At 70.4% G+C, this 23,143-nt stretch carries 24 protein-coding genes; 12 read left to right on the forward strand and 12 right to left on the reverse strand.

Annotated features, from left to right (window positions below; translation table 11 throughout):
* The first annotated feature begins 298 nt into the window (after window positions 1–298).
* Both K4S16_RS43055 and K4S16_RS43060 read left to right on the forward strand, forming a co-directional pair.
* Entirely contained in the window at window positions 299–1,252 is a 954-nt protein-coding gene (locus K4S16_RS43055; protein ID WP_149264905.1) for a hypothetical protein, read from the forward strand.
* Window positions 1,249–1,683, forward strand: coding sequence for a DoxX family protein (locus K4S16_RS43060; protein WP_200842461.1), 435 nt, complete (start codon window positions 1,249–1,251; stop codon window positions 1,681–1,683). The genes K4S16_RS43055 and K4S16_RS43060 overlap by 4 nt, the downstream gene beginning before the upstream one ends.
* Before the next feature lie 46 nt (window positions 1,684–1,729).
* On the opposite strand, the gene fusA is transcribed toward K4S16_RS43060, so the two are convergent.
* On the reverse strand, window positions 1,730–3,781 hold the full coding sequence (gene fusA / locus K4S16_RS43065) for an elongation factor G (protein ID WP_149264906.1): 2,052 nt from the start codon (window positions 3,779–3,781) through the stop codon (window positions 1,730–1,732).
* Window positions 3,782–4,005: 224 nt separating this feature from the next.
* Between fusA and K4S16_RS43070 the strand changes: the two genes are divergently transcribed.
* Window positions 4,006–4,764 (forward strand): DUF1932 domain-containing protein, encoded by a 759-nt coding sequence (locus K4S16_RS43070; RefSeq protein WP_149264907.1) that lies wholly within the window; start codon window positions 4,006–4,008, stop codon window positions 4,762–4,764.
* A gap of 96 nt (window positions 4,765–4,860) precedes the next feature.
* Here the strand turns inward: K4S16_RS43070 and K4S16_RS43075 are convergent, their stop codons facing one another.
* Window positions 4,861–5,922 carry an aromatic acid exporter family protein gene (locus K4S16_RS43075; protein ID WP_160161235.1) on the reverse strand — a complete coding sequence of 354 codons (1,062 nt, stop codon included), beginning with the start codon at window positions 5,920–5,922 and terminating at the stop codon, window positions 4,861–4,863.
* Between the two features lie 197 nt (window positions 5,923–6,119).
* Between K4S16_RS43075 and K4S16_RS43080 the strand changes: the two genes are divergently transcribed.
* Window positions 6,120–6,809, forward strand: a complete 690-nt coding sequence (locus tag K4S16_RS43080; protein ID WP_149264909.1) for a TetR/AcrR family transcriptional regulator — start codon at window positions 6,120–6,122, stop codon at window positions 6,807–6,809.
* Between the two features lie 27 nt (window positions 6,810–6,836).
* Here the strand turns inward: K4S16_RS43080 and K4S16_RS43085 are convergent, their stop codons facing one another.
* The 6 genes from K4S16_RS43085 to K4S16_RS43110 all read right to left on the reverse strand — a co-directional run bounded on the left by K4S16_RS43085 (window position 6,837) and on the right by K4S16_RS43110 (window position 11,174).
* Window positions 6,837–7,640: a VOC family protein gene (locus tag K4S16_RS43085; protein ID WP_149264910.1), complete on the reverse strand. Its 804-nt coding sequence runs from the start codon at window positions 7,638–7,640 to the stop codon at window positions 6,837–6,839.
* Window positions 7,640–8,452 carry a VOC family protein gene (locus K4S16_RS43090; RefSeq protein ID WP_160161236.1) on the reverse strand — a complete coding sequence of 271 codons (813 nt, stop codon included), beginning with the start codon at window positions 8,450–8,452 and terminating at the stop codon, window positions 7,640–7,642. The genes K4S16_RS43085 and K4S16_RS43090 overlap by 1 nt, the downstream gene beginning before the upstream one ends.
* 125 nt (window positions 8,453–8,577) lie before the next feature.
* On the reverse strand, window positions 8,578–9,135 hold the full coding sequence (locus K4S16_RS43095; RefSeq protein ID WP_200842462.1) for a hypothetical protein: 558 nt from the start codon (window positions 9,133–9,135) through the stop codon (window positions 8,578–8,580).
* Between the two features lie 31 nt (window positions 9,136–9,166).
* Window positions 9,167–10,423 carry an alpha/beta hydrolase family protein gene (locus tag K4S16_RS43100; protein ID WP_149264912.1) on the reverse strand — a complete coding sequence of 419 codons (1,257 nt, stop codon included), beginning with the start codon at window positions 10,421–10,423 and terminating at the stop codon, window positions 9,167–9,169.
* Window positions 10,424–10,761: 338 nt separating this feature from the next.
* A complete protein-coding gene (locus K4S16_RS43105; RefSeq protein WP_149264913.1) occupies window positions 10,762–10,962 on the reverse strand; it encodes a hypothetical protein in 201 nt (66 codons plus the stop codon).
* Window positions 10,959–11,174 carry a hypothetical protein gene (locus tag K4S16_RS43110; protein WP_149264914.1) on the reverse strand — a complete coding sequence of 72 codons (216 nt, stop codon included), beginning with the start codon at window positions 11,172–11,174 and terminating at the stop codon, window positions 10,959–10,961. The genes K4S16_RS43105 and K4S16_RS43110 overlap by 4 nt, the downstream gene beginning before the upstream one ends.
* 500 nt (window positions 11,175–11,674) lie before the next feature.
* Between K4S16_RS43110 and K4S16_RS43115 the strand changes: the two genes are divergently transcribed.
* The 3 genes from K4S16_RS43115 to K4S16_RS43125 all read left to right on the forward strand — a co-directional run bounded on the left by K4S16_RS43115 (window position 11,675) and on the right by K4S16_RS43125 (window position 13,707).
* A complete protein-coding gene (locus K4S16_RS43115; protein ID WP_268843313.1) occupies window positions 11,675–12,472 on the forward strand; it encodes a helix-turn-helix transcriptional regulator in 798 nt (265 codons plus the stop codon).
* A complete protein-coding gene (locus K4S16_RS43120) occupies window positions 12,469–12,792 on the forward strand; it encodes a DUF397 domain-containing protein (protein WP_149264916.1) in 324 nt (107 codons plus the stop codon). The genes K4S16_RS43115 and K4S16_RS43120 overlap by 4 nt, the downstream gene beginning before the upstream one ends.
* A 363-nt stretch (window positions 12,793–13,155) precedes the next feature.
* Window positions 13,156–13,707: a hypothetical protein gene (locus tag K4S16_RS43125; RefSeq protein ID WP_149264917.1), complete on the forward strand. Its 552-nt coding sequence runs from the start codon at window positions 13,156–13,158 to the stop codon at window positions 13,705–13,707.
* 93 nt (window positions 13,708–13,800) lie between these two features.
* Here the strand turns inward: K4S16_RS43125 and K4S16_RS43130 are convergent, their stop codons facing one another.
* Window positions 13,801–14,739 (reverse strand): helix-turn-helix domain-containing protein, encoded by a 939-nt coding sequence (locus K4S16_RS43130; RefSeq protein WP_149264918.1) that lies wholly within the window; start codon window positions 14,737–14,739, stop codon window positions 13,801–13,803.
* 128 nt (window positions 14,740–14,867) lie between these two features.
* Here K4S16_RS43130 and K4S16_RS43135 point away from each other — a divergent pair, with 128 nt between their 5' ends.
* Complete coding sequence (locus K4S16_RS43135) at window positions 14,868–17,144, forward strand: PA domain-containing protein (RefSeq protein WP_160161237.1); 2,277 nt, start codon at window positions 14,868–14,870, stop codon at window positions 17,142–17,144.
* Between the two features lie 100 nt (window positions 17,145–17,244).
* Here the strand turns inward: K4S16_RS43135 and K4S16_RS43140 are convergent, their stop codons facing one another.
* On the reverse strand, window positions 17,245–17,730 hold the full coding sequence (locus K4S16_RS43140; protein WP_149264920.1) for a hypothetical protein: 486 nt from the start codon (window positions 17,728–17,730) through the stop codon (window positions 17,245–17,247).
* Between the two features lie 703 nt (window positions 17,731–18,433).
* Between K4S16_RS43140 and K4S16_RS43145 the strand changes: the two genes are divergently transcribed.
* A complete protein-coding gene (locus K4S16_RS43145; protein ID WP_149264921.1) occupies window positions 18,434–19,714 on the forward strand; it encodes a M14 family metallopeptidase in 1,281 nt (426 codons plus the stop codon).
* Window positions 19,715–19,760: 46 nt separating this feature from the next.
* Here K4S16_RS43145 and K4S16_RS43150 read toward each other — a convergent pair whose 3' ends face one another.
* Both K4S16_RS43150 and K4S16_RS43155 read right to left on the reverse strand, forming a co-directional pair.
* Window positions 19,761–20,729 (reverse strand): TIGR03557 family F420-dependent LLM class oxidoreductase, encoded by a 969-nt coding sequence (locus K4S16_RS43150; protein WP_149264922.1) that lies wholly within the window; start codon window positions 20,727–20,729, stop codon window positions 19,761–19,763.
* 1 nt (window position 20,730) lies between these two features.
* Window positions 20,731–21,267 (reverse strand): bacterioferritin, encoded by a 537-nt coding sequence (locus tag K4S16_RS43155; RefSeq protein ID WP_149264923.1) that lies wholly within the window; start codon window positions 21,265–21,267, stop codon window positions 20,731–20,733.
* 215 nt (window positions 21,268–21,482) lie between these two features.
* Here K4S16_RS43155 and K4S16_RS43160 point away from each other — a divergent pair, with 215 nt between their 5' ends.
* From K4S16_RS43160 to K4S16_RS43170, 3 genes are all read left to right on the forward strand, one after another.
* Window positions 21,483–21,731 carry a hypothetical protein gene (locus tag K4S16_RS43160; protein ID WP_149264924.1) on the forward strand — a complete coding sequence of 83 codons (249 nt, stop codon included), beginning with the start codon at window positions 21,483–21,485 and terminating at the stop codon, window positions 21,729–21,731.
* A 304-nt stretch (window positions 21,732–22,035) separates the two neighbouring features.
* Window positions 22,036–22,314 (forward strand): hypothetical protein, encoded by a 279-nt coding sequence (locus tag K4S16_RS43165; protein ID WP_149264925.1) that lies wholly within the window; start codon window positions 22,036–22,038, stop codon window positions 22,312–22,314.
* A 303-nt stretch (window positions 22,315–22,617) separates the two neighbouring features.
* Window positions 22,618–22,896, forward strand: coding sequence for a hypothetical protein (locus tag K4S16_RS43170; protein ID WP_149264926.1), 279 nt, complete (start codon window positions 22,618–22,620; stop codon window positions 22,894–22,896).
* Window positions 22,897–23,143: the final 247 nt, after the last annotated feature.

The raw sequence follows: 23,143 nt of genomic DNA on the forward strand, positions 1-23,143 counted from the left end.
TGCCCGGGTTCGCGGGTTCCACACCCGCGCGGCGCGCCTCGGCGGAAGGGTCGGCAAGGGTATCGGCGAAATCGCCGGTCTCCATTCCGGCCGCCCGGCGAAATCACAGCTCATCACGCCGGCCGTCGCGGTTGTGTCCCGGCACAATTGACTTCACCTGTGGCGGAGTTCACTGTGTGGGCGTCGCGGACGGCCTTTCCCGCAAGGACGCGGAATCCCTTTCCTCACCGGTCGGCCGCCGCATGCAGAAAAGTGCGCCGGAGTTCCCGCCCGGCGCGGCTCCCCAAGGAGGACCCCCTTGTCCCGAAGAACGCTGCTCGCGCTTCTCGGCGCGTTCGCGCTGCTCGCCGGCGCCGTGCTGCCCGCCACAATGCAGCCCGCCACCGCGCAGGCCGCGCCGGCCGAGCCGGTCGCGCAGGCCCAGACCGTCACCCTCCGGTACGGCCCCTACACCATTCCCAAAGCGGCGAACGGCGAGCACGGCGAACTGCCGAACCAGATCGCCGTGGACGTGGCGAAACCGTGCGAGAGCTGCTTCGTCACGGGGTTCAAGCCGAATCTCGTCTACGCCGACGGAAGCAACGCCAACATCAACACCGGGCCGATGCTGCACCACGCGGTCATCTTCAATTCGGCGGCGTGGGACACCGTCTGCGGCGGGTCGCGGCGCGTCCTCGCGTCCGGCAACGAGCGGATGGAGAGCGTCTTCCCCGCCGGCTACGGGTTCCGGATGGCCCCGCTCGACCGCTGGACGCTCCTCGCCGACCTGATGAACCACGCGCACGAGGAGAAGACCGTCTACGTCCAGTTCACCTTCACCTACCAGCCGGTGCTCGGCTCGCACATCAGGCCGGTGATCCCGCTGTGGCTGGACGCGGGCGGCTGCCTCGACTCCACCTGGGACGTCCCGGCCGGGCAGCAGAGCGAGAAGTCCAGGACGTGGCGCTCCACCGTGTCGGGCGACCTCGTCCACATCCGCGGGCACCTGCACCACGGCGGTGTCGCCGTGCAGACCGAGGACGTCACGACCGGGCGCCTGTTCTGCCGCAGCGAGGCGGAGGAGGGCGGCACGCCGGAGTTCATCGACCACCACGGCATGACCGAGGTGTCGAACATGCCGTCGTGCAGCGGCTCGCCCATCGGCCGGATCAACTTCGGCGACACCTTGAAGATCACCGCGTCCTACAAGGCGTCCGACGAGGGCTTCTCGGACGTCATGGGGATCATGCACGGCTGGGTGACCGAAGGATGATCCCCGTGGACCGACTGGCCGAACCCGTGCTCGCGCTGTTCCGCGCCGTCGTGGGCCTGCTGTTCCTGTGCCACGGCGCGGCGTCGCTGTTCGGGGTGCTCGGCGGCAACCGGGGCAGCGGCCACGCGGTCGAGTTCGCCGCCTGGCCGGGCTGGTGGGCCGCGCTCATCCAGCTCGTCTGCGGCGCGCTGGTCCTGGCCGGGCTTCTCACCCGGCCCGCGGCCGTCCTCGCGTCCGGTTCGATGGCTTACGCGTACTTCACCGTCCACCAGCCGCACGCGCTGCTGCCGCTGCGCAACGGCGGCGAGAGCGCGGCGATGTTCTGCTGGGCGTTCCTGCTGATCGCGGTGCTCGGGCCGGGCGCCTGGGCGCTGGACGCGGTGCTGGCGAACCGCCGCCGCGAACCGGCGGCGGTCCCGTCCCGCCCCTGAAACCGCGCGGGAAAGGGGGCCCGGCGAGAGCCGGGCCCCCTTCACGTCAGCCCGAGACCAGGGTCCGGGCGACCGCGGCGGGGACCTCCGCGTAGGAGGCGAACCGCATGGTGAACACGCCGCGGCCCGACGTCATGCCGCGCAGATCCCCGACGTAGCCGAACATCTCCGACAGCGGGACGAGGGCCTGCACGATCCGGGCGCCGGCGCGCTCCCCCGTCCCCTCGATCCGGCCGCGACGGGCGTTGAGGTCGCCGATCACCGCGCCGAGGTGCTCCTCGGGGGCGGTGACCTCCACGGTCATCACCGGTTCGAGCAGCACCGGGGACGCGCGCCGCACCGCCTCCCCGAACGCCAGCGAACCGGCGATCTTGAAGGCGAGCTCGGACGAGTCGACGGGATGGTAGTCGCCGTCCAGCAGCGTGACCCGCACGCCCGTCAGCTCGTACCCGGCTAGGACGCCGGAGCTCATCGCCTCCTGGCAGCCCGCGTCCACCGACGAGATGAACTCCTTCGGGATCCGCCCGCCGGTGACCCGGTTGACGAACTCGTACCCGTCCTCGATGGGCTCGACGGAGATCTGCACCTTCGCGTACTGGCCCTTGCCTCCCGTCTGCTTGCGGTGGGTGAGGTCGACCCGCTCCACCGCCGTGCGGATCGTCTCGCGGTAGGCCACGCGCGGCCTGCCGACGCCCGCGTCGACGTGGAACTCCTCCTTCATGCGGTCGATGAGGATCTCCAGGTGGAGTTCGCCCATGCCGCCGATGACGGTCTGCCCCTCCTCGTCGTGGACCTGGAACGACGGGTCCTCCTCCGAGAGCCGGTGGATGGCGGCGCTCAGCTTCTCCCGGTCGGCCTTGGACCGCGGCTCGATCGCGACCTCGATGACCGGGGCCGGGAAGTCCATGGACTCCAGGACCACCGGGCGCGCGTCGTCGCAGAGCGTCTCGCCGGTGGTGGTCTGCTTCAGCCCCATCACCGCGACGATGTCGCCCGCGCCCGCCGACGCGATCTCCTCGCGCGTGTCGGCGTGCATGCGGTAGATCCTGCCGATCCGCTCCTTGCGCTCCTTCACGCTGTTGAGCACGCTCGCGCCCGCCGCCAGCCGCCCGGTGTAGATCCGGACGAAGGTGAGCGGGCCCAGATACCGGTCAGTCATGATCTTGAACGCGATCGCGGAGAGCGGGGTCTCCGCCAGCGCGTCCCCGATCTCCGGCGGCGCGACGTCGAGCGGCGACGGCAGGTACCGCACCACCGCGTCCAGGAGGGGCTCGACGCCCTTGTTCCGGAACGCGCTGCCGCACAGCACCGGGGTGGCCTCGAAGGCGACCGTGAGACGGCGGATCGCCGCGTGCAGCTGCTCCGGCGACGGCTCCGTACCGCCCACGTACAGCTCCATGACCTCCTCGTCGCGCTCGGCGACCGTCTCGACGAGCCTGCCGCGCCATCGCCGGACGTCCTCGGCCATGCCGGACGGGACGTCCACGACGGCGTGCCGGCCCTCCGGCCAGACGTGCGCCCGCCCGGAGACGAGGTCGACGACGCCCGCGAACCCGGCCTCGGCGCCGATCGGCAACTGCACGACCAGCGGGACGGCGCCGAGCCGCTCGCGGATCATGTCCACGCAGCGCGCGAAGTCGGCGCCGGTGCGGTCGAGCTTGTTGACGAAGCAGATCCGCGGCACGCCGTAGCGGTCAGCCTGGCGCCACACCGTCTCCGACTGGGACTCGACGCCCGCGACGCCGTCGAACACGGCCACGGCGCCGTCGAGCACCCGCAGGCAGCGTTCGACCTCGATCGTGAAGTCGACGTGGCCCGGCGTGTCGATCAGATTGATCGTGTGCTCGCCGCCGGTGCCGCCCGCGGCGTCCTCGACGGTCCAGCGGCAGGTCGTCGCCGCGGAGGTGATGGTGATGCCCCGGTCGCGCTCCTGTTTGGTGAAGTCCAGCGCGGTGTTGCCGTCGTGCACCTCGCCGATCCGGTGCGACACACCGGTGTAGAAGAGGATCCGCTCGGCGGTCGTCGTCTTGCCGGCGTCGATGTGCGCCATGATCCCGATGTTGCGGACCTTGGTGAGAGCAAGGGCTGTGATTGTCATCGGGAATCCTCCTGTCCTCTCTGATGACGACCGCCGCCGGACAAGATCGTGCCGCGCGGCCTGCCGACCGTAACCGCCGCGGGAGCGCGGGCGCGAAGGGTTTTCCGGCGGGGGGCGCGGCCGCCGAGTCGACCAGGGACGATCCGAGATTGTCGCCAATTTCCGCACCAACTAGGGTGGCGGCTTACGGGACCCGCTCGGCTCCCGGACGCGGAGGTGGGCGCATGACGGTGATCGCCGTACTCGGGCTCGGTGAGGCGGGCGGCGCGATCGCGCGGGACCTCGTGGCGGCGGGGGCGGTGGTGCGCGGCTACGACCCGGCCGTCCCGGCGTCCGGCGGGATCGTCCAGGCCGGGAGCGAGGCCGACGCCGCCGCCGGGGCCGGTCTCGTGCTGAGCGTCAACAGCGCGCATGACGCGGTCCCCGCCCTCAAGGCGGGGATCGGCGCCGCGCGGAACGCCGTGTGGGCCGACCTGAACACCGGGTCGCCCGGCCTGAAGCGGGAGCTGGACGCGCTCGCGCGGCGCGGCGGCGTCCGGTTCGCCGACGTGGCGATCATGGCGCCGGTGCCGGGCCGCGGGCTGCGCACGCCGATGCTGGCCTGCGCGGAGGGCGCCGGGGACGTGGCCGCCGTCCTCACCCCGCTCGGCGCCGGAATCGAGGTGATGGACGCGGAGGCGGGTGCCGCGGCCGGGCGCAAGCTGCTGCGCAGCGTGTTCTTCAAGGGGCTGGCCGGGTCGGTGGTGGAGGCTCTGGAGGCCGCGCGGGCGGCGGGCTGCGAGGACTGGCTGCGCGCGAACATCGTCGCGGAGCTCGCGGCGGCGGGCGAGCACACCGTGGACCGGCTCGTCTCCGGGACGTACCGGCACGCCGCCCGCCGCGCCGCCGAGATGGAGGCCGCCGCGGCCATGCTGGACGAGCTGGACGTCCCGCCGGCGATGGCCACCGCGAGCCGCGACCTGCTGCGGCGCCTGTCCGGGTGACCGGCGCGCGGGTCCGGCGCGTCGCCGGGAGGGCGCGGGCGCCGGGTCCCAGGGGCGCCGGGTCCCAGGGGCGCCGGGTGCTGGGGGCGGCGGAAACTAGGGGCGGCGGGCGCGGAGGTCGTCGAGCAGCAGGCGGCTGAGCCGCAGCAGCTCCTTCTGCGGGTCCCAGAGGCCGGGGGCGTCGGTCCGCGAGCCGAGGTAGGGCCGCTCCAGCTCGCGCAGCTTGTCGTCGGCCTCCGCGAGCACCGCGTCGTCCGGCATCTCGGGGAGCTCCCAGACGAGGTCGCCGAGCGTGCGGAGCGCCTCCGCGTACAGGCGCCGGAACTTCGAGCCGGGGACCAGCTCGTCGTCGGCGTCCCCCAGCCGGCGCAGCGTCGCGGCGATCGACCGGGTGTAGGCGGTCGCGTGGTCGAGCGTCGTCATGAGCTGCGGCGCCGCCCACTGCCCGGGAACGTCGCGCCAGCGCACCCGGTAGCCGAGCAGCTTCGCGCGCGGGTTGGCGCGCAGGCTCGCCGCGCCCTGGTCCACCGCGTACCGCGCCTGCTCCTGGACGTTCGCCAGCCGCGACTCGCGCTCCTCCCACAGCGAGCGCCACTCGGCGGGCTCGACGACCTCGTCGGCGAGCGTCCCGAGGGCGTCCGCGAGGGCCTCCCGCAGCTCGCGGACCGCGTACTCGCCGCGGCGCAGGTACAGCGGCGGGAAGACCACCGCGTTCATGCCGAGGCCCACCACGAGCCCGGTCGCCACGTCGGCGAGGCGCGGCAGCGTGTAGGAGACGACCTCGTGCCCGCCCAGGAGCAGCACGAACAGCGCCGTGAACGGGACCTGTGACGACTGCTCGCCCAGCCGCCGCCATCCCGACGCCATCATGGCGAGGACGAGGACGGCGGCGATGCCCGCGATGTTCGGGCCGACGAGCAGCCCGACGGGGATCGCGAGCGCCGCGCCGATCACGAACCCGCTCCCGTACGCCAGGCTCTCCCGCACGGACCGTACGACCGTCGGGTACACCCCGAGCAGCGCGGCCAGGGGCGCGAAGTACGGTTGCGACTGGCCGATCCCGTACTTGGCGATCACCCACGCCACGACCGCCGCGAGGACGGCCTTGAGGGTCAGCTTCGCCCGCTCGCTCCAGTACCGGCGCCCCGCGAAGGGCATCAGGTGCCCTCGAATCCCTCCAAATCGCATCGGGTCGCGGTTCCCGCCATCCGCGCTTCGAATCACCGCCGAGGTGGACGGCACGGCGGGGGCGCCGCCGACCCCGGCCGTCCCGGTGAGTGGGACGACCGGGGGGTGATGTGTGACACAAGACTGGATTGCGGGAAAATGCGGTCCGAACGGACGGAGGGAGCCACGTGGCGGGCAGGCGCGCGACACCGACCGGCAGGTACGGCGGCCGGACGGCGGCCGAGCGGCGCGCGGAGCGGCGCCGCCGGTTCCTCGACGCCGGGCTGGAGATGTTCGGCCGCGGCCCCGGCTACCGCGGCACAACGGTGGCGGCGCTCAGCGAGGCGGCCGGGCTGTCCACGCGCCAGTTCTACGAGGAGTTCAGCACGCTGGAGGACCTCCTCGCCGAACTGCACCTGGAGGTCAACGACGCGGCCGAGCGGGACGTGGTCGCCGCGCTGCCGTCCGTGGAGGGGCTCCGGCTCGCCGAGCGCACGGCCCACCTGTTCCGCGCCTACGCCGCCGCCATCACCGGCGACCGGGCCCGCATCCGGATCGCGTTCGTCGAGATCATCGGGGTCAGCCCCCGGATGGACCGGCAGCGGCTGACCCGCCGCGCCCGCTGGGTCGACTTCATCTGCGCCGAGGCGGCCGCCGCCGCCGAGCGCGGCGAGATCGCCGACCGGGACTACCGGATCGCCGCGACCGCCTTCATCGGCAGCATCAACGGCCTCCTGCACGACTGGAGCGCCGGCTGGGTCGACGCCACCCTCGACGAGGTCATCGACGAACTCGTCCTGATGCTTCTCGGCCGCCTCCACTCCGGCGAAGCCCTGCCCGCGCCCGGCTCCCTCGGTCCCGAGCCCCTCGGCCCCTGACCGCCCGCCGTCAGGCGCAAGCGGCCGTCAGGGGCGCAGGCGCTCGAACTGGAAGTCCACCGTGGGGGCGAAGAGGGCCACGCAGGCGCCGGTCGGGTCGCTGAGGATGGCGAAGCGGCCGACCTTGATGTCGGTCGGCGGGATGTGGACGCGGGCGCCCAGTCCGGCGGCCCTGGCCGCGGACGCGTCGCAGTCGGAGACGCAGAAGTACGGGATCCAGCGCGCGGGGCGGTCGGGCGGCCACTGCTCGTCGATCGAGACCATGCCCGCCACCGACGAATCGCCGACCTTCCACTGCGTGTAGGGAGAGTCGTAGAAGTCGCGCTCGACGGGCCTCCAGCCGAAGACCTCCCCGTAGAAGCGTTGCGCGCCCTCGGGGTCGTGGCAGGCCAGCTCCATCCAGCACATCGCGGACGGCTCGTCCACGACCCCCGCCCCCTTGAGGTTGTGGGGGGTCCATAGGGCGAAGTCGGCGCCCTCGGGGTCGGAGCACACGGCCATCCGTCCGAGATCGGCGACCTGGGTGGGCTCCACGACCTCCAGGCCCCCCGCGTCGCGCACGGCGGCGACGGTGGCCTCGATGTCGTCGCTGCGGAAGTAGCACGTCCACGACCCGCGCTCGGACTCGTCCAGGAGCGTCTGCATACCGGCGGTCTCGGGGCCCTGCACGTCGCCCAGGGTGAAGATCTCGTAGTCGCCGATGTCGGTGGTCAGCGTGTAGGAGTACCAGCCGAACAGCCCCCGGTAGAACCGCCTGGACACCTCCGGGTTCGGGCTCGCGAGCTCGGCCCACGACGGGGAGCCGGGGGCGATCCCGTTCGTCTCGGGCATCAGATCACCTCAGCATCGCCCGACCCGTACGGCTCGCTGCGCGAGCCGGCCACCGGGGTGAGGACGGCCAGGCGCGCCCCGCACGGGTCGGTCATGACGGCGAAGCGCCCGGGCTTGATGTCGATCGGCGGCACGTGGACGACCGCCCCCAGCTCGGCCGCCCGCGCGGCGGTGGCGTCGCAGTCGGAGACCCAGAAGTAGGGGATCCAGTGGGGGTCGAAGTCGGCCGGCCACCACTCCTCCAGCGGCACCATGCCCGCCACGGACCAGTCGCCGACCTTCCAGTTGGTGTACTCGGGCGCGTAGTAGGAGCGGTCGACGGCCTTCCAGCCGAAGACCTCCCCGTAGAAGCGGCGGGCGCCCTCGATGTCGCGGCTCGCCAGCTCCGTCCAGCACATCGCGGACGGCTCGTCCCTGACGCCCGCGCCCTCGAAGTCGTACGGGGTCCACAGGGCGAAGTCGGCGCCCTCGGGGTCGGCGCAGTGGGCCATCCGCCCGAGGTTGGCCATGTCGGTGGGCTCGCTCAGCTCGCGCCCGCCCATGGCGCGCACGGTGTCGAGAGTGGCCTGGATGTCGTCGGTCCGGAAATAGCACGTCCACTCCGGGGCCATCGTGTCGTCGGCGAGCTGGTGCATCCCGGCGACCTCCGGACCCTGGACGTCGCCGAGGGTGAAGATCTGGTAGTCGGCGAGGGAACCGGTCAGGGTGTAGAGGTACCAGCCGAACAGCTCCCTGTAGAACCGCTCGGACTCGCGGACGTCCGGGGTGGCCAGCTCGGCCCAAGTGGGGAATCCGGGGGCGTATGCGGTCACCTCAGGCATAGCAATCCCTTCGAAGCACGCATGTCCCCCACGCTAGGGACGGATGGGCAATCCCCAGGGACAAAAAGGTTCAAGTCGCCACAATGTTCGCGAATCGCCCGACGCTCGGAACGGCTTCAGATGCTCTCGACGGTCTGGAGCAGCCCCCACACGAAGTGCGCCACGTAGGCGGTGCCGTCCGGGCGCGCGAGCGTCGCGTGCCAGCGGCTCGGGACCTCGCCGTCCTGGTGCGCGACCGCGCCGAAGCGCTCGTCCACGTCGCCGACGACGCAGGACCAGGGGACGAGGTCGTCGAGGGTCTCCAGCGGCGGGACGGGGACGCCGTCGTCCCGGACGAGCCACTCCTGTATGACGGTGCCGTCCGGGCCCATCATGATCTCGAAGCGCAGGCCGGGCCACAGGGCGAGCGGCGGCCACCACGCCACCTCGCAGGCGACGTCGCCGATCGGGCGCTCCTCGACGGCGGCGGGCGGGCCGAGGACGGCTTCGTAGCGGCGGCGGCCGCGCGGGAACGTCCGGGACCGCAGGATGCGCTGCCATCTGGCGTTGACCTCGCGCATCTCGGTGCGGGACGCGCCGAGCGAGCGCATCGCGTCCTCGACCAGGCCCGGCTGGTAGTCGGCCATCCGGCGCAGCAGGACGAGCTGGAACTCCCGCCGGGCGAACCCCTTCACGGCGCGGCTCCCGGGACCGCCGGGCGGGCGGTCAGGACTTGCGGGCGCCGATGGACTTGGCGATGGTCGGCCAGCTGCGGGACAGCTCGACGCGCCAGTACTTCCAGTTGTGCATGCCGGGCCCGTACAGGTGGGAGGTGACCGGCACGCCCGCCTTCTGCGCGGCGGCGACGAAGTTGTCGTTCATCGTGCCGGCGAGCTGCTCGCCGATCCGCCCCGCGTCGTGGGGCGGCGTGTCGGGGTTGTCGTAGGGGCCGGGCTGCCCGTTGCCGGACGACACGTAGACGCCGATGCCCTTCAGCTTGGACACCATGACGGTCGCGTCGTGCGCCCGCCAGTTCGCCCGCGCGGTGATCGGGTCGCCCCAGATGGCGGTGCCCGCGTCGCGGTTCATGGACGTCAGGATGACCGGCATGCCGGGCGCGGTGATGTTGAGGGCGCCGCTGTAGGAGGCGGCGTACTTGAAAATGCGGTGCCGCTCGGCGTAGGTGATGGCGCCCTGCCCGCCGGACGACAGGCCGATCGCGGCGCGCATCGACCCGGCGTGGAAGTTGCGCTCCATCAGCGGGATGACCTCGCCGATGTGGAACGTCTCCCACTCGGGGATGCCGCCCTTCCCGCCGTTGTACCAGTTGGTGTAGGACCCGTTCCAGCCGCCCTCGGGCATCACGACCATCGCGTCGTACGGACCGATGATCTGCTCGATGTTGGAGTCCTTGGTCCAGGACGTGTAGTTGTTGTTGCCGCCGTGGTAGGCGTACACGACCGGCCACGTCTTGGTGGCGCCGGCCTTCCAGCCCTTCGGGACCATGACGCGGGTCTTCACCTCGGCGCCCAGCGCCGGGGAGGCGATCGAGACGTCGAAGATCCGCGAGTTGATCTTCGTCACGCGCGTGATGGCGGCCCCGTCGGGCGCCTTGGCGTACTTGCCCGACGCGGCACCGGACGGCATCTGCGGCTTCTTGCCGTGGTTGCCGCTGTTGCTGTCGGGGTCGTTGGGGCTCGGCGACGTCCCGCCGGTACCGAACGGGTTGCTGTTCAGCGGGATGCTCGGCAGCTTCGACGTGCCCGGCGACTTCTTCGGGGACGCGCTCGTCGTCCCGTCGGTGACCGCGGGCTGCGTCGGGGGGCCGAACGAGGGGATCGGCTTGGAGTTCCCGCTGGCCTCCGACCTGCTCTTCGGAACCCCCACGCCGGCCTGCGCGAGGCCGACCATGACGGTGGGCAGCAGTACGGCCGCCGCCGCGGTGCCCGCGATGGCGATCTTCCTGTCGGTACGCTTCTTCATGACTCCCCAGCCGCTCGGGCCACGCCCGGCCCGACGCTCCGCTCGCCCGACGAAACTACTGTCCCCGCCGTCACAGCCGCAAGTATTGGCAGCGAATGCAATAAAGGCGAGATGATCCGTGACGCTGCGCTACGGACCCCGCCCGACTTCCCAGGCCAGATGGCCTGAGCGCGCCGTAAGCCGAAGCCCGGAACCCGGTACGGTTCGACCTCCACGCGACTCCACGTGATGTGCGTCTCCTCGCAGAGGATATTTCGCGTCCAGTACACCTTGCAGTGCAGTTCCGAAAAATGGACGCGCAGCGCCGGGCCGGACGGCACCAAGGCGGCGCCGGGGGCTCATCGGCCTGCTATCTCCAGGAGCCGCTGGCGGAGGACGTGGCCGTCGGTGGCCCGGATGAACAGGTCGTCGCCCCTCACCGCCATCCAGATGGGCCGCTCCGGGTCGGCGACGATGCCGAACGCCGGGAACTCGCGTCTCAGCGCGGCGAGGTAGGCGGCCGTCTCGTTCCGCCGGGCCCGGTCGTCGGCGCGCCTCATCCCGGGGCTCCCAGGTAGCCCTTGATGAACACCAGGGCGTCGGTGATGCGCTCGCACTCGGCGATGGGCTGCCGCCAGGACGTGAAGTACCAGTAGCGGCCCTCGTCCTCGGCGCGCGTCCGGCAGGTGATCGTGTCGCCGGACGCTCCCCTGGCTCCGCAGCCGCCTCGCCCGGTGGACGTCATGTTGCGGACGACCAGACCTCCGGCCACGTAATGGACCGTGAACCCGTGCGCTCTGAGATGCATCCCCAGGACTTGCAGACGCACGTACGACTCGACGGCCGGTGACTCGTGCTCTGGAACGTTCACGGTCGCCCCCGCAGCAACTCCGCGAGCGCGATTCGCTCCAATAGGCGCGTCTGGGCGTCGCAGAGCAACCACAGTTCACCCTCGTCCCGCGCTTGGACCTCCCCTATGCATCCGTTCAGGAGCTGGTAGGGGGTCAGCTCGGCATGCCGCCGCGCGACCAGTCCGTCCCGCGAGAATTCGGGACACCAATCAGACATTAAGGGTATTAGCCCGGCCGCAAAGCCATTCGATTCCGACGAGCTGGACATCTCGAAACCTCCCCGCCCGTTTTCGCGTCGAAAACACTTGCGACCAGACTCACAGGGCAGGTAAAAGTGCGGTAGTGACCCCGCAGCACCCCCGCTCAACTCCAACTGAGATCAACTCAACCTCACCCCCAATTAACCCTCCGGAGGCTTCCCGTGAGCGGCAATCGAGCCCGCATCTTCTTCGGCAACGAGCTCCGTCGCATGCGCGAGCAGGCGAGGCTGACAGGCAAGCAGCTAGCGGATGCGCTCGGGTGCACCCCGCAGTGGATCAGCACCATGGAGAGCGGCCGCAAGGTCTCCGAGCAGAGCGCTCACGACCTCGACACATACTTCGAGACGGGCGGGCTTTACCACCGATTGTGGAAGCTTGCCATTGACATCGAGATCGAGCCCGTACTCCCTGCGGGGTTCGCCGAGTACAGCGAGCGCGAGCAGAGAGCCGACTCGATTCGCATCTACAACGCGCTCCTGCTTAGCGGCCTATTTCAGACCGAGGGCTACGCTCGCTCAGTGTTTCGCGATGTCGACCAGGTCATAGCAGAGGACCTGATCTGCAAACGACTGGAACGACAGAAGATCGTAGCCAGAGAGAACCCGCCCCGGATCTGGCTCACTCTCGATGAGAGCGTGCTGCGCCGGGAGATCGGAAATCGAGAAATAACGCGAGACCAGTTCGCCTATCTCCTGGAATGCAGCCACCGCCCCAATGTCATGATTAATATCGTTCCCTTGAGCGCGGGCTATCATGCTGGACTCGCGGGAAGCTTCACCATCCTCGGCTTCAACGATGGCACGAATATCGCTTACACCGAGTCAGCAGGTGAGGGGATGCTTTTCGAGAACCCCACTCGGGTGACGAGCTATGTCGTACGGTACGAGTTACTGAAGGCTTACGCTCTTCCACTAGAGGAGTCGCGAGCCTTGATATCCACAGTGCTGGAGGGCCTATGAGCGACGAAACATCCGTCCAGTGGCGCAAGAGCAGCCGTAGCGCTCATGAGGGTGGCGAGTGCGTTGAGGTAGCCAGCCTTTGGCGCAAGAGCAGCCACAGTGGGCACGAGGGCGGCGACTGCATCGAGGTGGCCGGCTTCTGGCATAAGAGCAGCTACAGCGACCACCAAGGCGGCGAGTGCGTTGAGGTGGCGGACCTGTCGCCTGTGGTCGGGGTGCGGGACTCCAAGGATCCGGAGGGGCCGAAGTTGACGTTCAGCGTCGCCGCCTGGGCCGCGTTCACCCGGGCGGTCAAGAGCAGCGAGCACGACCTGGCCTGACGCCCCCGCCTCACCACGAGCCCTCGGCGCCTACCGTGCCGGGGGCTCGTTTGTCTGTCGGCACTTGCACGGCGGAGCGTCGAAGTTCGGGTGGTTGGCGCGTTCGTCCGATTGTGGTCAGGTCGCCACGAGCGGTGACCGGTCGACATGCCTTCCAACTGGGCTGTCGCGACGTGAGCGGGTCGCCGTGCCGTCGGCGCCGGGGTGTCGGCGGGGGAACTTCCGAAACGGTTCGGATCGGCTCGGAACCGATCCGTCGCCACGCGCATCACAAAAGCCGAGAAAGGCGCGAAGGCACCGGCAGTCCCTTGCTGCGTGCGGTGTCTCGCGTGCTCCCCCCATTTCGAGGCATGGAGGATTTACATGCGGCGTGTCGCAACCGTGACCGTCCTCTCCGGCGCCCTGGCCGCCGGGTTCCTGGCCGTCGGCCCGGCCGCGCAGGCGCAGACCAAGCCGTCCGACAAGCTGGGCAAGGAGGTGACCACGACCAGCCAGGGCGCGCTGTCCAAGAAGGACCTCATCGCCGAGGCCCGGGCCGCGGGCAAGCCGATGACCGCCAAGGAGACCGCCTCCATCCAGGCGGCCCAGCGCTGCGGGTACTACCAGCGCACCCGCGGCCGGAAGGCGTCCAACGGCCGCTGGATCATCGCGGTGACCAACCGACTCACCTGGTGCTGGGACGGCCGCCACGTCAACTCCTACCGGGCCAACTTCAAGGCCTACACCTACAACAAGACCAAGTGGAGGTGGCGCGGCTGGGTTCGGGCGAAGGCCACCCACGCCGGCAACTGGAGTTACGCGACGTCCTACGCTCAGGGCGCGTTCTACTACACGGGCAACGGCAAGACCTACAAGCCGTACGTCAACATCCGCGGCTACTACAACGGCCGCTACCGCTGGCAGGCCGGCGGCTGAGCCGAGCCCACCGCAGCACGGTCCCACTAGGGGCGCATGAAGCTTCCGGCGGCCGGGGTGAGCGCACCCCGGCCGCCGGAGGCCTTTTTTCTGTCAGCGGTCCAGGTGGTGGGTGTAGAGGGCGCCGGCCTGGAAGCGGGTGCGGGCGCCGAGGCGGTCGCAGAGGTCGCGGACGCGGCGCTGGACGGTGCGGGTGCTGATGGAGAGGCGGCGGGCGATGGCCTCGTCGGTGAGGCCCGCGGCGAGGAGGGCGAGGACGGCGTCATCCGGGGCGTCCGCGCCGGGGAGCGGGAGGGCGGAGCGCCACAGGGCCTCGAAGAGGGAGACCAGGGCGTCCAGCAGGGCGGACGGGTGGACGATCAGGGAGCTGTCGACCGAGCTGGCGTGCTCGGAGGTGAGCGGCAGCATGGCGGTGCGGCGGTCGGCCACGGCGAGCTTGATGGGGACGGCGCCGAGGCGGGCCTGCTCGCCGGACGCGACGGCGCGGCGGACGTAGTCCAGGGCGTGGGGCTCGTCGAGCGCCTCGGGCCCGTAGATGCCGCGCACCGTGATGCCGCGGCGCATGGTGCGCTCCTGCTCGTCGCTCGAGACGGCGGCGTCGGTCGCGAACGGCGGCTGGACGAGGACGAGCAGCTCGTCGCGGGCGCCGTTCAGGAGTTGCAGGTAGCGGCGGGCCACGGCGGCCCGGCCGCTGACGACCTCGACGAGCTCCTCCGGGTGCGGGGCGGCCTCGGCCAGGAGGGGGCCGATGGCGGCGCGGCTGCGGGCGATCTCCTCCTGGCGGCTTGCGACGAGGGCCTCGACCGCGACATGGGGCGGGGTGGCGAGGAGGCGGAGCGGGCGCCCGGCCAGGCGGGTGACGAGCCCGAGGTCCTCGAGGCGCGGCAGGAGGCGGCGCAGGGCCGCGACGGACGCGCCGTGGCGCGCCGCGAGGTCGGCGAGGGTCGACGGGCCCTCCCGCAGCAGGGCTCGGTACGCCGCCTCCTCGGCGGCGCTCACCCCGAGTCCCTCCAGGAGTGGCAAATCGGACACGTCCTAAACCTACGGGTTCCTGGCCCGTTTGACGGGTTCCCGCCATGACGGAAGCCGCCAGCGCCTGCACTGGATCGTTCCAGGCGGCCGACCTCACAATCAAGATCCAATTCTTGGGAGGGATGGCCATGTGGTTGAGGACCGCGGCGGCCCTGGGCCTCGGCGCGCTGGTGTTCGCGACGCCCGCGGCGGCGGACTCCGGACCCGCGTCCGCGTTGCGGGCGGAGGCCGGAGCATTCGACGTCACGCTGCCCACCGGTGACACGGTGCACGTAGCGGGGGGCGGCACGACCGTCACGCCCGCGCCGGGACGTGCCCCGGCGTTCTCCGTCCGGCACAGCGGAGGCGATCTGTACGTCGTCCCGGACGACCGGCTCGGCGACGACCCGGAACGGTACAACGTGACGGCGCTGCACGAGCGGCGGCCCGCCGCGCCGAAGCCGAAGGCGAAGGCGTCCGGCGATCTGGTGACCGTCCGGGTGAAGAGCATCGCGCGGGACGGGCGGCCCGGCCCCGGGACGGTCGGCTTCCTGAACGTGAAGGACGCCTCGCTCGGCAACGCGCACCGTCCGCTGCCCGGAGACCCGGAGGCGCCCTGCACCGACGAGCGCTGGAACGACTCGAACTGCATCCGGCTGGCGCCGGGGACGTACTCCGTCCTGGGCGTCGTGAAGACGATGCCGTCGTGGGCGCCGAGCACCGACGCCGGCAAGCCGCTCAACTACAGCCTCGTCGGCCACCCGGAGATCGAGATCACCGGGGACACCGAGATCGTCCTGGACGCGCGCAAGGCGCGGGAGGTGACGGTCCGCACGCCCGAGCACGCCACCGCGCCCGGCCCGGGGGCGGTGAGCCACCTGATGTGGACGCGCGGCACCGCGAACGGGCCGGCCGTGGACGAGGGCGTCTACCTGGGCGACGGCTCGATGCTGGAGGAGCGGGTGTTCCTCCAGCCGACCGAGCGGGTCCGCACCGGGACGTTCGAGGCCTACACGCGGTGGCGGCTGGAGGCGCCCGCGATCACGATGCGGGCGGGGAGCCGGGTGCTGCATCCCCAGTACTATCCGGCGGCCTACTTCAGCGACACCTCCGACCAGTTCCCGCGGCTCGACGGCAGCGCCCGCATGCCCGTCGGGGACGGGGACAGGCCCGGCGCCGACCTGCGCGGCCGGCTCGCCCTCGTCCAGCGCAGGGACGGCGTGCCCGTCGCCGAGCAGGTCGAAAGGGCCGCGAAGGCGGGAGCGCGCATGGTCGCGGTCTACAACGACACGCCCGGCGTGAACGACGACCCGGGCGACTACGGGAGGCTGCTGAAGGTCCCCACCATCCGCCTGTCCCATGAGGAAGGACGGGCCCTCCTGCGGGAGCGGGCGACGGTCGCGGCCAAGGGCATCGCGGACAGCCCCTACCAGTACGACCTGGTGTTCCCGGAGCAAGGACGGATCTCCAAGAACCTGGACTACGTCGCTCGCACGAGTGGGCTGGCGCGGATCGACAGCGCCTACCACGGCGGCGGCGCCATGACCGCCGCGCGCTACAGCAAGCGCCCGTGGGAGGACTTCGCTCTCGCCTACGCCTACCCGGTGACCGGCACTCCGCGAACGCGCGTGGAGTACGTCTCAGCCGATCCGGATACGCGATGGTCCGCAATGGCAATCACTCCGGAGCAGCCTTACAACAACGCCTTCCCCGGCCCGGAGACACCGCACGTCGTGCTCAGTGAGACGAAATGGTCCTCGTACAGGGCGGGGCAGCGTGAAGCGCACAGCTGGAACAAGGGTCCGCTCACCGGCGGCATCAGCGCGCAGTCGCCGATCGTCCGCGCCGGCGACCTGATCCGGCTCCGCGTCGGCCTGGCGGACGCGGCGCGGAATTTCGCCGACGTCTACTCCAGTTCCTTCCCGAACGGCTTCACCACCGATTTCCGCGTCTACCGGGACGGCGAACTGATCGCGCAGACCGCCCACAAGGCGAACGGCACACTGGCGACGACCCCCGAGGACGCCGAATACCGCGTCGAATTCGACTTCGCCAACGGCGCCCCTTGGGCCCGGTCGTCCACGCAAGCCAGGACGTCATGGACGTTCCGTTCCGCGCGAACGGCCGACCTCACCGTCCTTCCGCTGCTCCAGGTGGGTTACGACGCGGCGCTCGACACACGGAACAGGACCCGCTCCAGGACGCTGAGGCTGACGGTCGCGCACCAGGACGGCTCGTCCGCGCCGCTGCGACGCCTGTCCCTCCAGACGTCGTTCGACGACGGCGCCACGTGGACGGACGTTCCGCTGCGGAACGGCGTCGCCGGCCTCCACGGGACAGGGATGGTGTCCCTGCGGGTCAAGGCCGAGGACGGCCGGGGCAACACGATCACGCAGGAGACGATCCGCGCCTACGAGCTGCACTGACGGGCGGTGTGACCAGCGCCGTGACCCCGGCGGGAGGGCCGGGGTCACGGTGCGGGGGGCGGGTTCAGTTGACGTCAGGACCGGGGCCCGCCCCACCGGGTCACGGCTGGGTGTAGTCGTACTTGGCGGTGACGGTGGCCGAGGAGGGGCAGAAGAGGCCGCTCGTCTTGTTGACGGTCTGGTTCGCGAACGTGACGGTGAGCGGGAAGTTCGTGCCCGTGTAGGTGCCGGTCAGGTTCCCGCCGTAGGTGCAGCCGACCGCGCTCATCGAGAAGCCGTTGATCTTGGCGACGCCGCCGCTGAAGCTGCCGCTCCAGGGCAGGGCTCCGGGGGTGACGGTGACGCCGCAGCCGCCGGCGCTGGCGGAGGTGTAGGACGCGGTGGTGCCGTCCGCGGCGACGCTGCCCTTCAGCGTCGAGCTGGTGCAGGTGGCCGAGACCCCCGCGTTGATCGTCATGGTGCCGTTGAGGTTGGCGGTGAACGTCCCGGGCGTCACGGCCAGGGCGGGGGCGGCCGTCAGGCCGAGGGCGAGGGTGGCTGCGGCCGCGGCGGAGGCGACCGCGGCGGTCTTCGTGGTGCGAGACAAGGGGGGTCCTCATTTCGAACTGCGGGCGTCGCGCCTGCACCCGAAGGGTGGGGTGGGAGGTCCGCTGACCCGTGCGCGGCTCCGCCCATGGCCGGTGGGGGAAGCCGCCGCGAATCAGGGACCGGGCCGGGGAACCGCCGTGTCACCCTCGACACGGGCTCCGACCGGAGTAGAACGCGTTCTAACAGAGAACATAGACAAGGGTCGTTGAGTGGTCAACACCCGGAACGACACTCTGTCCTTATCTGAAGATGACCCGGTTCATAAAATGGTGTTTCGCGTGTCCGTAAGTCCATATCCATGCAGGATGCAGACATATTGGACAGCGGCTTCCCTCGCCCGACCGCTCCTCTACTTCCTTCCGCGGGGGACGGAGAGAGGGAGGCCAAAGTCAGCGAGAACCCGTTACAGAGCGCAGCGCGGCACCGAGCGCACGAGGGAAATTCGGGACGGTTGTGAAATTTCACATTCGTTCTGATCGTCATTGAAAACCCGGTCGCGCGTCGCCGCCCCGGCAGCTCTGATCTGGAGTTTCGCGCCGGGCTCCGGGCGCCGGGAACGGCCGGCTGGTCTCCCGGCCCGCCGTTGTCAGGCGTGCGCTCCCGGTCCATTGTGACGGGACCCCCAGCGTCCGTGAGCGTACGCGGGAGACCCTCGCGGCGCGGCGAGCGGGCGCGCAGAGCCGAACGGCAGGTACCCCGTCATGAGAAGACCCCGCCGACTCCGTTCCCTGCTCACCGCTCCGTCGGTGCTCGCCCTGGCCCTGGCCGGGCTCGCGGCGCCCGCCGCCGCGTCCCCGCCGGGCTCCGAGACCGCCGGGCAGTACGTCGTCACCGGTCCGCGGACCGCCCAGCAGCGCAGCCAGGTCGCCCGCACCGGGGCGGCGATCAACGACATCAAGGCCGGCACCGTGGAGGTCAGCGCCATCCCCTCGGAGGTCCGGGCCATCCGGCGGCTCGGCTTCGCCGTGAAGCCCGCTCCCGTCCAGACCGCGAACCCGAGCGCGGCGCCGAGCACGGCGGCGACCTCGTACCACACGTTCGCCGAGATGCGGCAGGAGGTCGACTCCGTCGTCGCCGCCCACCCGCAGATCGCCCGCCAGTTCGTCGCCGGCAAGTCCTACCAGGGCCGCGACATCGTCGGCGTGAAGATCAGCGACAACGTGGCGACCGACGAGAACGAGCCCGAAGTGCTGATCATCGCCAACATCCACGCCCGGGAGCGCCTCACCGCCGAGCAGGCGCTCGACTACATCGGGCAGCTCACCACCGGCTACGGGTCGAACAGCCGGATCACGAACCTGGTGAACACGCGCGAGATCTACGTCATGCCCATGGTCAACCCTGACGGCCAGGTCTACGACATGACCAGCGACACCCAGCCGGGGCGGTGGTGGCGCAAGAACCGCCAGCCCAACCCGACGTCCACGGGCACGGACCTGAACCGCAACTTCGCCTACAAGTGGGGCTGCTGCGGCGGGTCGTCCGGCAACGGCGGCAGCGAGACCTACCGGGGCACCGGTGCGGAGTCGGCCCCCGAGACGAAGGTCATCGCCGACTTCGTGCGGAGCCGGGTCGTGGGCGGCAAGCAGCAGATCGGGATGTTCCTGGACGTCCACTCGGAAGCGGAACTCGTGCTGTGGCCGTTCGGGTACACCTACAGCAACACCGTCCCCGGGGCGATGTCCGCCGACGAGGAGGCCGCCCACCGCACCATCGGGCGGGAACTGGCCTCGACGAACGGCTTCACCCCCGAGCAGTCGAGTGACCTCTACATCACCGACGGCACGACGGACGACTGGACCTGGGGCAACCAGCGCATCTTCTCGTTCACGTTCGAACTGGGCGGCGGAAGCTTCTACCCGGCGCCGTCCGCCATCGCCGGCGAAGTCCAGCGCAGCCGCGAGGCGCTGCTGCGGCTGACCGACTACGCGGACTGCCCGTACCGGGCGATCGGCAAGCAGGGCCAGTACTGCGCCTCGTGACGGCCGCGCCGGTCCGGTGCGGCCCGCAACGGACCGGGCCGGCGCGTCAGCCGAACCGTTCGCGGAGGGCCGGCAGGAGGTCTGCCTCCGCCCACGTCCGGAAGTCCTTCTGGTGCTCGGGCCCGGACTGGCAGAACGAGATGTGGGTGAAGCCCGCGTCCGCCCACTGCTGGACGGCCTCCACGTAGTCGTCGACGTTGTCGCCGCAGGGAACGGACTCGACCACGTCCTCCGGGCGGACGGTCTTCGTGGCGGCCTCGAAGTTCACCGGACCCGGCAGTTCCGCCATCACCTTCCACCCCGGCGCGGAGAACTTCCACGTCCGGTGGGCGCGCTCCTTGCACTCCTCGTAGTCGGACCCGAAGGCCACCGGGATCTGCCCGTAGACGGGCTTGCCCGCGCCGCCCTCTTTGTGGAAGAACTCGACGACCTCCGGGACGGGCTGGTCGGAGATGAGCAGGTCCGCGTGCTCGGCGGCGAGCCGCCCCGCGCGCCGCCCGAAGGCCGCCATGCCGATCCGGACGGGCTCGTCGGGCAGGTCGTAGATCTTCGCGGAGTCGACGCTGAAGTGCCGGCCCCGGTAGTTGACGTAGTCGCCGCTGAACAGCGCCCGGATGATCTCGACGGCCTCGGCGAACATCTCGTGCCGCACGTCCACCGACGGCCAGCCGCGCCCGACGACGTGCTCGTTGAGGTTCTCCCCCGCGCCGAGGCCGAGCGAGAACCGGCCGTCCGACAGGACGCCCATCGTGGCGGCCTTCTGCGCCACCACGGCCGGGTGGTAGCGCATGATCGGGCAGGTCACGAACGTCATCAGCGGGATGCGGTCGGTGGCCTGGGCCAGCGCGCCGAGCACCGACCAGGCGTAGGCGGAGTGGCCCTGGCTCTCCAGCCACGGGAAGTAGTGGTCGGAGATGACCGAGTAGCCGAAGCCCGCCTCCTCGGCCTCCACGAGGTCGGTGACGAGCTGCTTGGCCGGTGTCTGCTCGCAGAGCAGCGTGTATCCGAATTCCATGTCACATCCCCAACAGGTCCGTGAGGTCGTCGGCGTGTTCCTCTTCCTCGGCGAGGATGTCCTCCATCAGCCTCCGGGTGGTCACGTCGCCGTCGCCGAGCCAGCGGATGATCTCCTGGTAGGACTCGATGACGATCCGCTCGGCGACGAGGTTCTCCTGGAGCATGCTCTTCAGGTCGTTCTCGTCGAACGTCTCGTAGGTCGTGTGGGAGCGCTCGGCCAGGGTCTTGGGGTCGAAGTCCGGCTGACCGCCGAGCTGGCTGATGCGCTCCGCGGCGCGCATGGCGTGCCCGCGCTCCTCGTCGGCGTGCTCGCTGAACTCCGCCGACACCTGCGCCCGGTCGATCCCCGTCGCGCTGATCGCGTGCTGCGCGTAGCGCATCCAGCAGACCATCTCGGTGGCGAGGACGTCGTTGAGGACGCCGATGACCTCCCCGGCGCTGCGGCCGTACCCCTCGGTCACCGGACCGTCGGCCATCTTGGCGCGGGCGCGTTCGCGGATCGCCGCGACGTCGATGCTGAAACTGCTCTCGGCCATGTTCCCCTCCCGATCAGCGCGGACGTGGGCTCCCCTACCCAGCAGGCGCCGCTCATGCCTCGCCACGCACGACTCCCGGCCGACTGGCGAGCACCTTGGACACTCCTTGTGACCAGTGATACACGTAAAGCGATATCGCTCCGACCTGGGGCGGGGGGCAAGAGACATCCGGTCTCCACCTTGAGAGCCGGGCGCAACAAGGAGAGGCAACCCAGATGAAGTCCTTCAGCTACACCGACCTCGACAGGCTCACCGGCGAGGTCCTGCCGGAGCGCGCCGTGCTGTCCACCCTGCTCACCAGTGGCGGCCACCACGGCCACGGCGGCCACGGCGGCCACGGCGGCAGCACCGCGGTCGTTCCGCTGTGCCAGAGCGTCGTCACCAGCCACGAGGCGCTCGTGGTGCTCCAGGACAACGGGCCGGTCTTCGTCTGCTCCAGCGCCGTGGTCGCCTCGGGCCACTGAGCCGCGCAAAAGCGAACGCGAACCACGCCCGCACGAGAAGGGTCGGCGCACCACGCCGGCCCTTTCTCTTTTCCAAAACTCCAGTGAAAGCCATGGCAAAGAACCGGTGCCGGGCCTCCGTCGTCATTCCAAGGCCACCCGGCCACCCCGGCCACGACACGATGAATCCGTCGACCGACCCCTCTTTGGATACTGTGAGTCATTGATGCTATACGTAGAGACACATCGCTCCGACCTGGGGCGGAGGGCAAGAGACATCCGGTCTCCACCTTGAGAGCCGGGCGCAACAAGGAGAAAGAACCAGATGAAGTCCTTCAGCTACACCGATCTCGACAAGCTCACCGGCGAGGTCCTGCCGGAGCGCGCCGTGCTGTCCACCCTGCTCACCGGCGGCGGCCACGGCAACAGCAACGGCAACGAGAACGCCAACTTCAACCTCGGCGGCGGCCACGGCGGCAGCACCGCGGTCGTGCCGCTGTGCCAGAGCGTCGTCACCAGCCACGAGGGCCTCCTGGGCCTGGTCGCCGCGGACAACGAGTCGTCCTTCGCCTGCGCCAGCGCCGCGGTGGCCTCGGGCCACTGAGCCGCGCGAACGCGAACGCGGGCCACACCCGCACGAGAAGGGCCGGCGCCCACCGCCGGCCCTTCTCCCTTTTCAAAAAACCGCGGTGAAAGCCATGGCAAAGAATCGGAGCCGGACTCCGTCGTCATTCCATGGCCACCGCGCCCGCCCCGCCCCGACACGACGAATTCACTGTTCAGCCTCTCCTTGGGAACTCTGCGCGACACGTGCTATACGTAGAGTCACCTCTCTCCGACCCGGGGATGAGGAAGGGACATCCGGTCTCCACCTTGAGATCCGGGCGCAACAAGGAGAAACAACCAGATGAAGTCCTTCAGCTACACCGAGCTCGACAAGCTCACCGGCGAGGTCCTGCCGGAGCGCGCCGTGCTGTCCACCCTGCTCACCGGTGGCGGCCACGGCAACAGCAACGGCAACGAGAACGCCAACTTCAACCTCGGCGGCGGCCACGGCGGCACCACCGCCGTCGTGCCGCTGTGCCAGAGCGTCGTGACCAGCCACGAGGGCCTCGCGGAGCTGCTCGCCGCGAACAACGAGTCCTCCTTCGCCTGCGCCAGCGCCGCGGTGGCCTCGGGCCACTGAGCCGCGCGAACGCGAACGCGGGCCACACCCGCACGAGAAGGGCCGGCGCCCACCGCCGGCCCTTCTCCCTTTTCAAAACTGCTGTGAAAGCCGTGACAAAGGATGGGGGCGAGCCCTTCGCCGTCCATCTCCAATCGCCCGGCCTTCCTGACACGGCGCGACGAATCCACTGGTCAACGCACATTTGAATACAGATTGTCACGTGTGCTATACGTGGAGTCACCTCACTCCGACCGGAGCCGAGGAA

The sequence above is a fragment of the Actinomadura sp. K4S16 genome (assembly GCF_008327685.1).
Lineage (GTDB): Bacteria > Actinomycetota > Actinomycetes > Streptosporangiales > Streptosporangiaceae > Spirillospora.